This is a genomic window from Granulicella rosea, assembly GCF_900188085.1.
GTDB lineage: Bacteria > Acidobacteriota > Terriglobia > Terriglobales > Acidobacteriaceae > Edaphobacter > Edaphobacter rosea.
The window spans coordinates 680120-696049 of the sequence record NZ_FZOU01000001.1 but is presented as its reverse complement, the minus strand read 5'-3'; the positions used below and the strand labels follow the sequence as shown (position 1 = coordinate 696049).

Sequence of the window (15930 nt, the reverse complement as noted above, 5' to 3'; positions counted from 1 at the left end):
TGTCAAGATATTCATCTAGTTCAATTCAACAAAGTTGACTATACATATTTTTAAGCCCAAAATACTTTTCTGTATGTTGAGATAAAGACCGGAGAAAAGATGGCAACCGTGGACGATTCCAGCGTGGCAGCGACTCCGGCAGTTACGGGCGAAAAGCGCGGCCAACCCAAGTACCTCCAGATCGTCGAAAGCCTGCGCGCCAGCATCGAAGCCGGCCGATATCGCAACGGCGTTCGTCTGCCCAGCGAGGCGGAGCTGGTCCGCCGCTTCAACGTCAGCCGCATGACGGTCGTCAAGGCGATGCAGCACCTTCAGCAGGCCGGGTTGCTCACGCGGCGCACCGGCTCCGGCACGTATGCGTCGGAAAACTCGGGCAATCAAAAGCCCGTCTTTGGCCTGCTCATCCCCGATCTCGGCCAGACCGAGATCTTCGAGCCCATTTGCAAGGGCATGGCCGCGTCGCCCAACGCGGGCGGACATTCGCTCTCCTGGGGACACTCCGTCGCGCCCTCGGCCAACAAGGAGGACGAGGCCGAACACCTCTGCCAGCAGTATGTCGATCAGCGCGTCTCCGGCGTCTTCTTTGCGCCCGTGGAGTTCGGCCAGCGCCGCGATCAGGTCAATCGGCGCGTGTTGAAAATGCTCAAAAGCGCCCGTATTCCCGTGGTTTTGCTCGATAAATGCGTGCTGGATTATCCCGCGCGCTCGGACTACGATCTGGTCGGCCTCGACAACCGGCGCGCCGGCTACCTGATGACCGATCACCTCATCCGCCAGGGCGCCAGGCAGGTTGGCTTCCTCGCGATCGAGGGTTCGGCCGAGACCGTCGACGACCGCATCGTCGGTTATCGCGAGGCATGCTATGCCCATGGGCGGGAGCTGGATCGCCGGCTGGTGCTGCGCGGCGACCCAGGCGATGCCGCCCTGCTCTCGGGGGCGATTGCGAGTCACGGCATCGACGCGCTGCTCTGCGCCAACGACCATACGGCGGCGCTCGCCATGCGCACCCTGCTCGGCCTGGGCCTGCGCATCCCGGAAGATATCCGCATCGTCGGCATCGACGATGTTCGCTACGCCGGTCTTTTGCCCGTGCCGCTCACGACCTTTCACCAGCCCTGCCTGGATATCGGCGCCGCTGCGCTGGCAGCGATGCTCGACCGGATCGCCAATCCACACCTGCCCGCGCGATCGATTCTCCTCAACGGTTCGATCGTCGTACGCGAGTCCTGCGGCGCTCCGAAGGCCTGATCTCCTCCATTCGCTCCAGTCCAGCCCGCTGCAAACTTCGCGGGGAAGCGGCATCAACTTTTCGTTTCGTCAAATTTATCTAGACAGCTTATCGACAAATGGCATATACATAATGCTGCTCGCGAAATCTGCGGAGTCGAGCGAAGGGTGGGAGGGTCAACATGCTGGTTTGGAGCGTGGGCGAGGTGTTGTGGGATGTATTTCCGGACCAGGAACGATTCGGCGGAGCGCCGCTCAACTTCTGCGCCAACATCCAGCGGCTGGGCGATCATGCGCTTCTTCTGAGCGCTGTCGGCGACGATGAACGAGGCCGTCTGGCGCTCGACCGCATGCGCGCACTCGGCCTCGACACGGAGGGCATCGCGGTCGCCGCGGAACTGCCCACCGGCGCGGCCATCGTCGGAACAAACGCCGAGGGCGAGCCCTCCTTCGTCATCCCACGCCCAGCCGCCTTCGATGCGCTCTCACTCGACGAGACGACGTTTGCGAAGGCCCGAACCTCGCATGTGGACTGGCTCTACTTCGGCACGCTGCTCCAGACCGACGAGGCCATGGAGCGCGGCATCGCGGAGCTGGCCGCTCAACTGACCACAGCCCGCTGCTTTTACGACATGAACCTGCGCACGGGCCAATGGACTCTGCCGTTGGTGCAGCGGCTCTCTCACCTCGCCTCCATCCTGAAGCTGAACGAGTCGGAGGCGCAGACTCTCTTCGGGCTGACGAACGGCGAGACCACCCCGTTCGTGCTGGAGACCTTCTGCCGGGTCTGGGCGCGGACGTACGGGATCGACGTGATCTGCGTCACGCTGGGGCCGGACGGTTGCCTGGTCTATCAGGCCGCGGATGAGACCTTTACCCGGACGCCTGGCTATGCGGTGACGGTGCGCGACACGGTCGGCTCCGGCGACGCCTTCGCCGCCGCCTTTCTTCATGGCTATACACAGGGTTGGTCGGCGCTCGAATCCTCGCGTTTCGCGAACGCACTGGGCGCGCTCGTAGCCAGCCGAGCCGGCGCCACGCCGGACTGGACCCTCGCCGAGGTGCAGGCGATGAGCAAGCCTCGCTGATCGAATCAGGCGCGAGGCGACCGAGAATGCGACGGTAAACTGCGATGACCTGCCAACAGGGACCAGCACGATGCTGGTCCCTGTTTCTTGCCACTTAGAGCAGATTACCTTTTGCTGGCGGGCAGCCCCAACTGTCCGTCATCCTGAGCGTAGCCGAAGGACCTGCTTTTGTTCTTGCTGTTGCTTGTTTTCCGCCTCTGACTGGAGCAAGAACAGGCAACAACAAAAGCCCAAAGCAGGTCCTTCACTCCGTTCAGGATGACAAGCATTGCGGGCTGCTGCTCGAACTAAAGGTAATTCACTTAGTAAGCACACGTAGTTAGAAGTAATACTTTGCGCTGAACTGAATACTGCGCGATCCAAGTTTCTGCTCCGCAAAGCCTGGGTTATTGCTCGACGTGGGTAGACCCGTTCCTGCCTTGTCGTACTCCAGGTAGAGATCGTTGTCATATTGGATGAAGGCGTAGTTCGGGTGGTTGAGAAAGTTGAACGACTGAGCACGCAACTCGAAGCGCTGCGCATCTCGCAGCTTGAAGGTCTTGAAGAGGCCGATCTCGTCGCTGTGGAAGCGTGGGCCGTGAATGTAGGGCAGGCGATAGGTTCCGATCTGTGGACTGGTGGAGCTGGTTCCAATGGCCGGCGCCTGAAAGCACGCGGCATTGAAGTATTGACCGGACTTCAGGTTCTTGCGTGGATCGCAGATGAGGGTGGGCGCCGCTGCCTCGTCCGGCGTACCGGTGATGGTGCGTGAGTCGAAGTTCGGAGCGCTGTAGTTGTTGGCGGCGTCCGAGACGCCGTAGAAGTTGATCGTGCGGTTGTGGATGCCGTCGTAGGTGTTGCCCTGCGGGTTGGCCGAGATGCCGATGGGCGAACCGGAGGCGACCTGCTCGATACCCGATATCTCCCAGCCATCGAGTATGCCGTTGACCACCTTGTGATTGCCGAGGTGGTTCTTGCTCACTGGCGGCAGCTTGATGAGGTAGGAGACGTTGACGGCCTGGCTCTGGTCGAAGGGAACGGGGTTATAGCAGCGACGCATGTTGAAAGGATCTTCGCAGTTATAAGCGAGCGTCTTACCATAGGTATAAGTCGCCCAGAAGTTGAAGAAGCCGGTCTGACGCGAGGCCGTCACCTGAAGCGAGTTGAAATAAGAGCTCAGATTATGGACGACGGTGCTCAGTGCGCCGAGGTTCTGATAGGGCCGGCAGAGCTGATCGTTGTAAGTGCCGGGGGCATAGCCGATCGCCTGCCCCGCGCCGCCGGGTAACTCGCAGCCTTCCGGGACGACGTTCTGCGCGGTGTAACCGGCGAGGTTATGAGATGAATTTCCCGTGTAGGCCGCTTGAAAGTGAATACGCTCGGGCAGCTCCTGTGCAACGGCCAGGTTATAGGAGTAAGTGACCGGCGTCCGGGTGTCGTGCTGGCTTGCGATGCCGTAGACGGTTGGGTACTGACTGGACGCGGGCAGCGACGAGGCCTGCGAGAGCGTCGTATCCGCATAGAGTGAGGTGAAGGTCTCATTCGGCGGCGCCTGCACCGCCGAGAAGGCGTTCTGCCCCGGATCGGAGTAGAAGTTCGTGCCGACGCCTCCGCGTACGACGGTCTTGCCGTCGCCACGCAGGTCGTAGGCGAAGCCGGCCGACGGCGCGATCTGGAAGCCGAGCGAAGGCGATCCGCTCAACGTCACATTCGGATTGGTCATGTGGTTCGTCAGACCGCTGGTGTTGCCCACCGCGCCGGATGCGTTATAGAGCGAAGGGTCGAAGATGACGTTGCGGCCGTTGACGTCGTACCAGCGCGCGATGTGGTCGATGCGGAGGCCGTAGTTGACGGTCAGGCGGGGGTTGGCCTGCCAGAGATCTTCGACAAAGAAGTCGAAGCGCGGCAGCAACATCTGCGCCATGAAGTTCGCGCTCGATTGCGAGTAGGAGTTGATGGCGCCGACGAGCAGATCGGCAAACGGATTGCCCGTACCCTTGTCGTAGTTATAGTAGGAGGTCGTGACGGAGCCGTTATCCTGGCCCGTGGTGCGTTTGTTGAAGCTATCGCGCTCGTAGTAGACGCCGGCCTTAAGGATGTGGCTTCTCAGGATCTTCGAGATCTGATCGCCCGCCACCAGCGTTTGCTCGACGGTGGAGTAACCCGGCAGATCGCCGCCACGCACATACAGCGAGCCGGCGTGAGCGCTCTGCGAGAAGGAGAAATTTGGCACGACGTCGCTGCCGGTGTTGTAGATGTTGCCATAGGGATAACCAAGCGCGGTGCGGCTGACGGCGGAGGTGTTCGTGAAGTTCGTGCCAAGCACCAGGCGAGTGAGGGTGAAGGTGACCTCGTTCGTGAAGGATGCAGGCAGCGTCGTCGACAGGCGCGAGGTGATCGAGTTTGAGTGGTTATCGCTCGAAACCGGCGCGGGATACGGCGTCAGGGTGAAGTTGTTGTAGAGGCCGTACGGGAAGGGAACGGATTCGCCCTCGTGGTTGTAGCGTGCGCTGAGATGGTTCTTCGCGGTGAGGTTGTAGTCGACGCGGCCTGTCTCCTGGTCGCGCGGCTCCGACTTCAGATAGCTCTTGATGTAGTTGTAGCCGCCGAAGACGCTGGGGTCTGCGTTGGGCAGCGGCAGCAGGTTGAGAAGAATTTTGCCGCCGGGATCGATCGCCGAAGACTTCAGCACGCCGGGCGAAGAGCAGTAGGTCTGGTTGTAACCGGAGGCGCACGGCGCCACGCCCTGATAGTAGTCCAGCTTGCCGAGCGAGGCGAGATAGGCGCTGTTGCTGAAGTCTCCCGTACGCATCGCCGCCGTGGGCACGATGGCCTCGCGGATGTCGATCAGCGGATCCTGCACGTTCTGGATGGACTTCTCGAAGCCGAAGAAGAAGAACAGCTTGTCGCGATTGCGGTTGAAGCTGGTTCCGGGGAGGAACACCGGACCGCCGATATTGCCGCCGGGGTAGTAGAAGCTATCGTCGGGCTTCTGCAGGCCGAGAGACTTCACGCGCCAGTCCGTCGTATTCAACGCATGGTTGCGCGTGGTGAGATAGACCTCGCCGTGAAACTGTTTGCCGCCGGATTTGGTCTCGGTCTGCACGACGACGGGGCCGTTCGGCTGGTCGGAGGAGTAGGCCGCGGTCTGGATCTTCGACTCCTGGATCATGTCGACGTTGGGCGTGACGGCGGAGGCGCCGGCGGTCTGCACATCGGTGACCGGCGCGCCGTCGCTGACGATCTGCACCTGGTCGAAGCGGTTGCCGTTGACCGAGAAGGCGCTGGAGTTCTGGGTGAAGCCCGCGACCGGCGCGGAGTAGCTGTTGCTGTTGAAGTTGCCCGCGTTGGCCGCGCCCGGAACCAGGCCGAGCAGCTCGATGGCGCTGCGGCCCTGGATGTTGAGCTTCTCGATCTGCTCCGACGTCAGCGTGTAGGACTGTTCTCCCGAGGTGGTGGGCGCGATCTGCTCTTCGGTGCTCACGGTGATCGAGGCCGAGTTCTCCGCGATGGAGAGCTTCAATGCAGGCAGGTTGAGTTGATCGTTGATGTGCAGCGCGATGCCGGTGCGGCGGATGCTCTTGAAGCCTGCCGCGTTGATCGTCACCTGGAAGCCGCTCGCGGGCAGGTTCACGAAGGTAAAGAAGCCGGCGGCATTGGTCGTCTGCGTCTGGGTGGTCTGGTTGGCGGTGTCGAGCAGCACGACCTCGGCGTTGGGGATGGCGGCGCCGGTGGTGTCCTGCACAGTGCCGGTGATGGTGGAGGAGCCAACCTGCGCGCCTGCCGAGAGGCATACGGCAAGCGGCGCCAGAAGTTGCAGGACGTTCGAGAGCTTACGTTCACGGCCCGGAGAAAAGCTATTCATCGTTTTTACCTTTCAGTTGCATCCTGACGGCGTCCGCGCGGTTCCGTGCAGCGGGAACGCCGGTTGCATGGTCAACGGCACTCTATGCGTTGCGAATAACGGTGCGAATCCGCCGAAAGTTGGATCGGTGCAAGAATCTTTCGCTCATGTTGCGAAAAACAGACGCGGAGAGTCGCCCGCGTAACGCTTCGCGTCTGCTGGCGACAACTCCCCGTCTTATGGATGCGGTGCGGAGCCCGGCGCCTGCAGGTTGAGCCGGTACCGCGGCGTAAGCGATACGCCGCGCAGGACGCTCGACGGCGCGTCGGGATTGAACTGCGCCCGCGCCGCGTCTTCGAGAAAGATGCCGGGCGACTTCGGCAGCGGCAGGATGCGCAGTTCGAAGCTGTGCGCTGCCGTGCGCCATGCGGGATCGACCTCACGCAGTCCGACGCTCCAGGGCTGCCCATTCCAGAAGTTGTCATCGACGAGTGTCCCGCCCCGGTAAAGGCGTGCGACGTCGCCCTGATAGTCCAGGGTGAGAAAGGCGTCGGCGACGTGGCTGTCCGCGGGAATGGGCGAGAGCTCCAGCTTCCATGCGCCGGCCTGCTCGAAGTCCTTGTCATCCGGCGCGAGCGGCAGCGAACGCTTGCGCCATGCGACCGTCGGGCCGGTCTTCGGCGGGTTCAGCGTGCCGGCGGGATGGATCTGCGTCGCCTTCGCGGTCAGGGTCACCGCGGGCAGCGTCGCGCGGTAGCGATGGAAGAGAGGATCGGTCTCCGGCTGCGCGACCGCCTCGCCCTTCGGCGACAGCTTCGAGCCGAAGACGCCGAGTTCGAAGGCTGGATCGCCGGTCGAGTCGAGCGTCCATTGCGAGCCATCGGAGAAGGCATCCGCCGAAGTCGAGAGCAGCAGGGAGGGATCGTCGACGCGCCAGACGTTCTCGGCCTGCGAACCCGGCAGAAGGACGAGATGCATGTGGCCGCCAAGCCCCAGCTCCGCCGTGCCGCCGTCCGGCAGGATCAGGCGTTCGAGCGCGGCGGTGTGCTTCTTTTCGACCGCCGCGCTCGTGGTCGTGACCTGCGTGCCGGCGGGGAAAGCGAACTCCGGCCGGATGCCGGGAATGGCGAAGAAGAAGAGGTACGTCTCGCCGCCAGTCTGCACGCGCTTGAAGAGCTGCGCGGTGCTGTAGCGCAGGGTCGCGCCTCCGACGGGCAGATTCACCGGCCATATACCGTAGGCGCCGGCGCTGAGATCGATCGGCGTCTCCGGGATGCGAAGCTCGCCCGAGGGCAGCTTCAGCGCGATCTGAAAGCCTGCGCGCTCAGGCATCGCGAGACCGCGCACGTAGTTGCTGACGAAGACGAAGCCCTGCTCGCCGTTGGTCCGTGCCGAGACGCGCGGTACGCCGGCATCCTGCGGATTTGCGGGAACCTTGTCCGGCATACGGGGAGTCATGGGCGCGAGCGAAGCGCCGAAGTCCGCCAGAAAGTAGTGGACGAGCTTCAGCTTGCGCAGCGATTCGCGCACCTGGCCGTACTCCCCCAGCGGCGCCTGGAAGTCGTAGCTCTTGACCGGCAGGTCGGTGGGATAGCCCGTGATCTGCGACTCCTGCAGGGTGATGTCGCCGCCCTCGGGATTGCGACCGCCGTGGAACATGTAGTAGCCGAGCAGGTTTGCGCCGCTGCCGAGCATGATGGGTGCGATCGCCGCGACATCGTCCGCCGATACGACCGGTCGGCGGAAGTAAGTATCCTCGATGCCGTCGCCAACCTCCGCCGTGAAAAAGGGCGTGCCGCGATACTTCTCGGCCGCGCTCTGGCCGTGGCCGCCCAGCATGCCCATGCTGCCGGCGGAGCGGTTGGTGAAGCGGAAGGCGTAGACCTCGTTCGCGGGCAGGCTGTGCGGGGAGTCGCCCCACGGCGCGTCCGGGTAACCGCCGAAGACGGGCAGCACGGAGTCGAGCGGGATCGCCGCGCCATCCCAGCCCGTGACCGTGTAGAGCGGCACATCCAATCCGTCGGCGATCGCCATCTGCTTGAGCGTGCGGATGTGCTCGTCTCCCTTGCCCGGGCCGCTGCCGCGATACTCGTTCTCGACCTGCAGGCCGATGACCGGACCGCCATCCTTCCACAGCTTGCCCCTCAGTTGCGCGGCGATCTGCAGATAGAAGCTCTGCACCTCCTTCAGGTAGACGGGGTTGTTCTGGCGCGTGGGCCCAGCCTTCAGCACCCAGTCCGGCAGGCCGCCGTTCCGCACCTCCGCATGCGCCCACGGGCCGATGCGCGGATAGACATACATGCCGTGCTTGCCGCAGAGCTCGACGAAGCGGCGCAGATCCCGCTGGCCGCTCCAGTTGAACTGTCCCTCGGTCTGCTCGTGGTGAATCCAGATGATGTAGGTGGAGACGACCTGCACCCCGGCAGCCTTCATCTTCAGGATCTCCTGCTCCCACTGCGACTCGGGATAGCGGGAGAAGTGGAACTCGCCCATAACCGGCGTCCACGGCCTGCCGTTGAAGGTGAGGTATTGCGAGTTGACGCCGATCACATCGCCCGCAGGATTCTTCGCCGTACCGAGTCGAGCCTGTACCGGCTGCGGCCTGGGCACGGGCGCGGTGGCATCGATCGAAATCGTGTTCTGCGCGCAGGCGGGAATCGTGGCAAGCGTCAGGGCGGCGAGGTAGAGGCGTAGGGCGCGGGGCAACGTGTTCATGGGTTCTTTCCAAGAGTTACAGGCTGAAGTGGCGCAAAGGCAAATACGAAGGCGGGACTCTCCGATGCCGATTCTCAATTACTGCATGCAGGCGTCGAATACATGCAGCGCGGGGAGCGAGTTGCCTTCATCGTCGAAGAGACCGCGCCGCGCCAGTGGACCACGCACGGCGGGCTCCCACCAGAAGATGCCACGTCCCAGGCCGTTTGGCGTTGCGAGCACCACGGGCACGAGCGCTTCGAGGAAGGCGCGCTGACCTTCGGGCGTCTCCGGGTATGGACCCGGCTTCTTCACGTAGTTATCGGGCTTCCAGCTATAGGCCGTCTCGACCAGGATGATGGGTCGCTTGTAGTGTGTCGCCATAAAGTCTAGGTTGTCCTTGAGATCCGCGAGGCTGCCCTGCCACCACGGGTAATACGACTGGCCGATGACGTCGAAGGGCACGTGCGCGGCGAGGACGTGCGAGAAGAACCATTCGGTCGTCGTCTTGTTGCCGCCCTGATCGATGTGGATCATGATGCGCGGTTTGTGGGCCGGATCGCTGGCCTCATATACGCCGCGCACGCCGGCCTTGAGCAGGTCGGTGAAGTTGTCCCAGTTGTCGGGCAGTTTGCCGTCGGGCCACATCATGCCGGAGGTGATCTCATTGCCGATCTGCACCATGTCGGGCGGCACGCCGGCGTCGCGAAGCTGCTGCACGGTGTCGCGCGTGAAGGTATAGACCGCGTCGACGAGCTGCTTGTGCTTCAAACCCTGCCAGGCCGCGGGCGTGCTCTCATGCGCGGGGTCGGCCCAGTCGTCGGAGTAATGGAAGTCGAGCAGGAAGCCCATGCCGAGAGCCTTCGCCTTCTTCGCCTCGGCCAGCGTGTAGGCCAGATTGTTGGGCAGCGTCTTCGGATCGTTGAAGATGCGCAGCCGCACCCAGCCGTAGCCATGCGCGTGCAGCGTATCCAGCCCCGGCGCGGCCTTGCCGGCATCGCGGAAGATCGTGCCTTCCGCCTCCGCCTGCGGCAGAAAGGAGACATCCACCCCAAGCGCAAGGTGCGGGCAGGGAATCTGCGCCCGCGCGCAGGGCAGGACGCCCGCAAGGGAGACCGTGAGTGCAGCGGCGCGAACGATCCAGACGATGCGAGGAAAGAGCTTCACATTAACCTTTCGGCGCGCCGGTCGACCCGGACTTCGCCGCAAAAGAACTATAGAGAGTTGGGAACAACGCGCGAATCCATCGAAAGTCGGAGTGGACTGCGATTTATCAAAGATGCACCAGACCGCGCTTCAACCCTTCGACCACGGCCTGGGTGCGGTCGCTGACATTCAGCCGCATCAGGATCACGCTGACGTGCGACTTCACCGTGGCCTCCTTGATCTCGAGCTGCTCGGCGATCTCGCGATTGCTCTTGCCCGCGAACATCAGTTGCAGCACCTCCTGCTCGCGCGCGCTCAGGTTCGACCCCGGCAGTCGCGAGGAGAGCGCCTCCGTCACGATCTGCGGCAGAAAGCGATGCCCGCTGTGGACCCGCAGCAACGCGCGAATGAGCAGCTCGTGCGGCATGCCCTTGATCAGATAGCCCATGGCGCCGGCGGCCAGCGCCTGATGAATGTCCTCGTCGCCCTCATAGGTCGTCAGCACGATGATGCGCGCCCTGGGCGACTGGGCGCGGATCAGCCGGATGGCGTCCACGCCGCTGCCGTCGGGCAGACGCAGGTCCATCAGGGTCAGCTCCGGCTGCTCGACCGTGAAGAGCCGTACGGCATCCGCAACCGAACCGCCCTGCCCGACCGTGGTCATGTTCGGCTGCCCGTTGATGATCGCTGCGATGCCGACGCGCATGATCGGGTGGTCGTCGACGATGAGGATGCGGATCTTGCCGCCAGCCTGTTCCATGCGTTTCAACTCCTTCCGGCGGGGACGCCCCGGACCGTTCTGCGCAGCCTCAGTTGGATGCGCGTTCCGTGGCCGAGGGAGCTGGTGAGCTCGAACTGTCCGCCCAGCCGCTGCATCCGCTCGCGCATGCCGATCATGCCATAGTGGCCCTCGTGCGGGCTGGCCGCAGCCGTCTGCGGCATGCCGCAGCCCTGGTCCGCGATGGTGAGGGTGAGCTCTTCTCCCTGCGTCTTCACCGCCAGCTCCACCTCCTTCGTCCCACTGTGCTGCACGGAGTTGTAGATCGCCTCACGGACGGTCATCAGAATCTCATGCGCGGCGGAGGCGCTTACCGTCAGCTCCGTTACGTCGTGCCGTAGGTCGACATGCGTGCCGAACTCGCGCGCCGTCTGCTGGGCGACCCCGGTCAGCAACTCGATCAGGTCCACGTCGTTCTCGCGCTCGTGACGCATGTTCCAGACCGCCCGGCGCGCCTCGTCGATCGTGGCGCGGGCCTGCAGCCGTGCGTAGTCCAGCAGCTCGTTGCCCGGCGCGGGCGTATCGGCGGGCAGGCTGGCCACGGCTTCGAGCAGGGTGGAGATGCCGGTGCAGCCCTGGATCACCGTATCGTGCATCTCGCGCGCCATGCGGTTCCGCTCCGCCAGAACCGCGGCAAAGCTGGCCTGAATCCGCCGGACTCGCAGGCGGTAGGCGAGCGCCGCGGTCGCGCCCAGCAAGCACGCGGCCAGCGTGAAGAACCACCACGTCTGATAGAACGCCGGCAGCTTGACGAATTCGAGATCGACCTCCGTGATCTCGGAGGGGCGCGCGGTGTCGAACGCGACCACGCGCAACTTATAACGCCCGGCACGCAGGTTGGTGTACGTGGCCACACGGTCCGAAGCAGGCGAGTTCCACGCCGTGTCGAAGTTCTCCAGCTTGTAGCGAAAGCGCACACCCTTTTGAGACAGCAACGATCGCGCCGTAAAGGCGAAGCTGAGCCGCGCGACGCCCGAACCCACCTTGAGCGCGGAGGAGACAGGCACGCTGCGCCCATCCTCCAGAATCTCTTCGATCGAGACGCGCGGCGGCATGCCGGACGCCGGATGCGCCTCCCCGACACGCGCCGCGCCGCGCGTCGTCGCAAACCACACGCTGTCGTCCGGCGCGAGCCAGCCGGCGGGCTGGCGTCCGCCGTACATCTGTGCGCCGTCCGCGCGGAACGGCATCGCGTAGACCGTGACGCTGAGCAGCGTGTCCGTGTGTGGCGCAATCGCGCGCATCTCGGCCTCGGGAATCGAGGCGACCGTGTTCGGACCGCTGAGCCAGAAGACGCCGCGCCGGTCCTGCAGAATCTGGTAGATGCTGTTCGAGGGCAGACCCTGCTCCACCGTGAACCGATCCAGCACGCCATCGCGATAGCGGAAGAGGCCGTGGTCGCGCGTGCCAAACCAGAGCGCGCCGCTGCGATCCTCGAGGATCGACCATACCTTCTCGGTAGCCAGCCCGAGCGTGGCTGCATCCTGCGCAAACTGTCCGTGGCTCCAGTGGCTCAGGCCGCGATCGGTGCCGATCCAGATGCTTCCGTTGCGGTCTTCGATCAGGCTCCGCGTACTGAAAAACGCGAGTCCGTTGGCCTCGGTAAGCTGATGCACCCCTTCGCCGCCGATTCGGCTGACGCCCTCGTCGGTCGCGATCCAGATATCGCCTCCGCTGGCTTCGAGAAAGCCGCGGATGAAGTTGTTGGTCAACTCCCGAGGCGCGGTGTAGTGGGTCCATGCACTGCCGCGCCGGCGGTAGGCGCCGCTGCCATCCGTGCCCAGCCAGAGATCGCCGTTGCGCGCGGTGAAGAGATTGCGCACCGTGCTGCCGCCCAGCTCGGGATAGGTGACCTGGCTCGCCACGCCGCCACGCACCCGGTACAGACGCTGCGCCGCCACCCACACATCGCCCCGAGCGTCGCCCGAGATGGTCTCGAAGTCGGGATCGCCGCCCTCCGGCAGCTCCACGACACTGACCGGCGTCTTGTTCAGACGCACCAGGCCGGCCTGCGTGCCGATCCAGATCTGCTGCTGGGCATCTTCGAGAATCGAAAGCACGGTGTCGCTCGGCAGCAGACCGGCGCTGCGCATAGGGCTGAGCCGCCCCTCGCGCCAGGTCCATAAACCGTCGCCGATCGTGCCGATCCAGAGCGCTCCATCGCTCGCCTCCAGCAGGCTGCGGACCGTGGCGTGAATCTCCTCAACGCCTTCGAAACGGCCTGCGCGCAACCGCTCCAGACCGCCGACGGTGCCGACCCAGATCGTGCCGTCGCGACCTTCGAGGATCTTCTTCACGCGGCTCTTGCTATAGGCGCCGGGCAGCCGAAACTCCTGGGCCTGCTCCGCGCCCTCCTGCGCGATATCGACCGCGATCAACCGCGAGCCGCCGGCCCATAGGCGATGGCTGCGATCTTCGAGGATCGAATGCACGGCCAGCGCGGGGATGGCGGCGGTCCCGTCGACGCGGCGCAGGCGGCCATGCGCGATGACGAATAAACCATCGTCCGTCCCGACCCACACCCGTCCAAGATGATCGATCGCCACGCTGCGTACGAACTCATCGGTCAGCCCCTGCGCACGCGTGAAGATCTCCGTGGAGTCGCCTGCAATATGCAGCAGACCACCACCCTCCGTTCCCGCCCACAGGCTGCCGTCGGGAGCGATCGCCGTGCAGAAGATGCTGTGCGCGGCGAGCATCTGCTTCGACGCCACGCCGAAGGCCTTCATGTGCGCTCCGTCGAAGCGCGTCAGGCCGCCCGTGGTGCCGATCCAAAGTAAACCGTCGCGCGATTCGGCAAGAGCCTGTACGGTATCCTCCGGCAAGCCGTCGGAGACCTGCCATAAAGTCCGCGCATAGCTGAGGTCCGCACCGGCATGCACGGGAGAGGACGCCGTCGACCCACAGGCACAGCCGGCCGCGCACAAGAGCAGCAGCGCGATCGATACCCGAATAAAGGTTCCCATGCCGCCACCATCCTACTCGATCGACGGCCTATCGGAATTGGAACGAATAAGTCCGATAAGGAAGCCTCTGTCTCTCTGACCCTGTAGGAGCCCGAAAGAAATGTCAGTTTCCCGTGATGAGTTGGACTCTCAGAGCAGGATCGTGCGGAACCGATCGTGGACTTCATGCGGCAGATCATCACGGCATAGATTCCCTGTGTAGCTCAGCATGCCTGGCCTTGCCGAACACCATCGCCGAGCCTGCGGCAGCGGCGCGGAGAAGCATCGCTGCTGGGCGAATTGCGATGGAAAAGAACGCCGTGCAATGTAACTTGAAGTGTGTCGGAAAGACGCTTCAGGTGGCCTCGCGACAAGGCAGCGCATGGTTGGGGCTATCCAGATGGCCCGCAGCCGCTTCTGGGTGGCCTGAGGGGCTTTATGGCGGTAGCGAGGATGGTCAGTCTGGATCAATGCGTGGTAGGTGCTGCAATGTTGGTGCCTCGCTCCGGCCTCGTTTGACGGAATGTTTCGATCCACATTTGAGAGGCCTCTACTACAAGCGGAGTTAAGTTTTTAATACAAGGATTTAACTACAAGTGTGCTGCTAAGCATCGATATATCAAATGGATACGACTGCTTCTGTCGGCCTTGTATGCGTGGAAATCGACGGATTGTCGGCCTCGTATGCGTGAATTCGGTTGAAAAGCGGCTCTTCGCCGTAAGCAAGATATGCGTGGAAAAAGGGCGATATCCACAGTTCGACGGTGGAAAACTCTGCGTGCCAGCGTCGCAACTGAGTTGATCTGCTTCCCTCTCCCTATATGGGCCTGTTTTCAGGCAATCCGAAGGTGCGCTGCGTCGGGAACGTATGCGTCAACTGTTGTCTTATGCGTCGGGAACGTATGCGCGCAGCAGTTGATCTAGGTAAGGCGAGGGCTGACCTGCACCACCTCTGGTGCAAAACTTGGAGCTGGGTGAGAACGTCGGGAACGTATGCGCGGAGAGGAAGTGGATGGTGTCGGGAACGTATGCGTGGGATGCGGAAAGAAAGGAACGCGACCGCTCTAGGGATTCTCTGATTAAGTTCCCCACTCCACGGCGGATTAAATTACGTTGTGGATGTGGGGGTGCGGATGAAACAGCAGACCTTGGCTTTGGCGGCTGGATTTGAGCGTTTTGGGCGTCAGACGCGGCGTTCGGAGTTTCTCTCGCAGATGGATGTGGTGGTTCCGTGGTCCGAGTTGGTGGCCTTGATTGAGCCGCACTACCCCAAGGCGGGCAACGGCCGCCCTCCGGTCGGTCTGGAGCGGATGCTGCGGATTTACTTCCTGCAACAGTGGTTCAACCTATCCGACCCGGCAGTCGAGGACGCGCTCTACGACTCGCTCACGATGCGCTCGTTCGTGGGCATCGACCTGGGTCGCGAACCGGCTCCGGATGAGACCACCGTGTGCAAGTTCCGTCACCTGCTGGAGCGCCACGGTCTGGGCCGGAAGATGCTCGCCGTGGTCAACGGCCACCTGGAACGTCACGGATTGAAGATCGGCACGGGCACGATCGTGGACGCGACCATCCTGCATGCACCGTCGTCGACCAGGAACAAGCAGGAGCAGCGCGACCCGGAGATGCACCAGGTGAAGAAGGGCAACCAGTGGTACTTCGGCATGAAGGCCCATGTGGGCGTGGACGCGGACACGAAGCTGATCCACTCGGCCGAGGCCACGGCGGCCAACGTGGCCGACAACCGCGTGCTGGCCGATCTTCTGCACGGCGAGGAGACCGAGGTGTGGGGCGATCAGGCGTACCAGGGCAAGACGGAGGTCATCGTCGCACGCGCTCCGCAGGCGGTGGATCGCACGCACCGGCAGTACCGCACCAAGCTGGTCTGCTATCCGGCCATCCGCGAGGAAAATCGGGTGAAGTCGAAGACGCGCTCACGGGTGGAACACGTCTTCGCGCTGATCAAACTGAAGTTCGGCTTCGCCAAGGTGCGGTATCGCGGGCTGGAGAAGAACCGCAACCGCCTGCTGAGCCTGTGCGCGCTGACCAACCTGCTCACCGCACGCCATCACCTGATGGCAGTCGCCGGGCAGAGCTGCGCCTAAAACCGCACACACCATCAGAAATGTCCCACAAACAACACCAGGTAGCCAAAATCGGTCAGAATCTTGCCGCGACCGATCCGCTGGATACTTGTTCAGAGAATCCCTAATCCTGCACGATCGTTCC

The 15930-nt window shown here is 63.2% G+C and carries 8 protein-coding genes; 3 read left to right on the top strand and 5 right to left on the bottom strand.

The features are described 5' to 3' along the window. The first annotated feature begins 99 nt into the window (after positions 1 to 99). Positions 100 to 1248 (top strand): GntR family transcriptional regulator, encoded by a 1149-nt coding sequence (locus tag CHB87_RS03200; RefSeq protein ID WP_089406920.1) that lies wholly within the window; start codon positions 100 to 102, stop codon positions 1246 to 1248. A 161-nt stretch (positions 1249 to 1409) separates the two neighbouring features. Then, a complete protein-coding gene (locus tag CHB87_RS03195; protein WP_089406919.1) occupies positions 1410 to 2315 on the top strand; it encodes a carbohydrate kinase family protein in 906 nt (301 codons plus the stop codon). Positions 2316 to 2634: 319 nt separating this feature from the next. On the opposite strand, the gene CHB87_RS03190 is transcribed toward CHB87_RS03195, so the two are convergent. The 5 genes from CHB87_RS03190 to CHB87_RS03170 all read right to left on the bottom strand — a co-directional run bounded on the left by CHB87_RS03190 (position 2635) and on the right by CHB87_RS03170 (position 13722). Beyond that, the gene (locus CHB87_RS03190; RefSeq protein ID WP_089406918.1) at positions 2635 to 6159 is read right to left on the bottom strand and encodes a carboxypeptidase-like regulatory domain-containing protein; all 3525 of its coding nucleotides are present in this window, start codon (positions 6157 to 6159) and stop codon (positions 2635 to 2637) included. 216 nt (positions 6160 to 6375) lie between these two features. After that, on the bottom strand, positions 6376 to 8853 hold the full coding sequence (locus CHB87_RS03185; protein WP_089406917.1) for a beta-galactosidase: 2478 nt from the start codon (positions 8851 to 8853) through the stop codon (positions 6376 to 6378). A 78-nt stretch (positions 8854 to 8931) separates the two neighbouring features. Then, positions 8932 to 9999 carry a glycoside hydrolase family 53 protein gene (locus tag CHB87_RS03180; RefSeq protein ID WP_089406916.1) on the bottom strand — a complete coding sequence of 356 codons (1068 nt, stop codon included), beginning with the start codon at positions 9997 to 9999 and terminating at the stop codon, positions 8932 to 8934. A gap of 106 nt (positions 10000 to 10105) precedes the next feature. After that, positions 10106 to 10738 (bottom strand): response regulator, encoded by a 633-nt coding sequence (locus tag CHB87_RS03175; RefSeq protein WP_089406915.1) that lies wholly within the window; start codon positions 10736 to 10738, stop codon positions 10106 to 10108. A 5-nt stretch (positions 10739 to 10743) separates the two neighbouring features. Then, positions 10744 to 13722 carry a sensor histidine kinase gene (locus CHB87_RS03170; protein WP_089406914.1) on the bottom strand — a complete coding sequence of 993 codons (2979 nt, stop codon included), beginning with the start codon at positions 13720 to 13722 and terminating at the stop codon, positions 10744 to 10746. 1112 nt (positions 13723 to 14834) lie between these two features. On the opposite strand from CHB87_RS03170, the gene CHB87_RS03165 reads away from it, so the two are divergent. Then, the gene (locus tag CHB87_RS03165) at positions 14835 to 15806 is read left to right on the top strand and encodes an IS5 family transposase (protein ID WP_089406913.1); all 972 of its coding nucleotides are present in this window, start codon (positions 14835 to 14837) and stop codon (positions 15804 to 15806) included. The last annotated feature ends 124 nt before the right edge of the window (positions 15807 to 15930 follow it).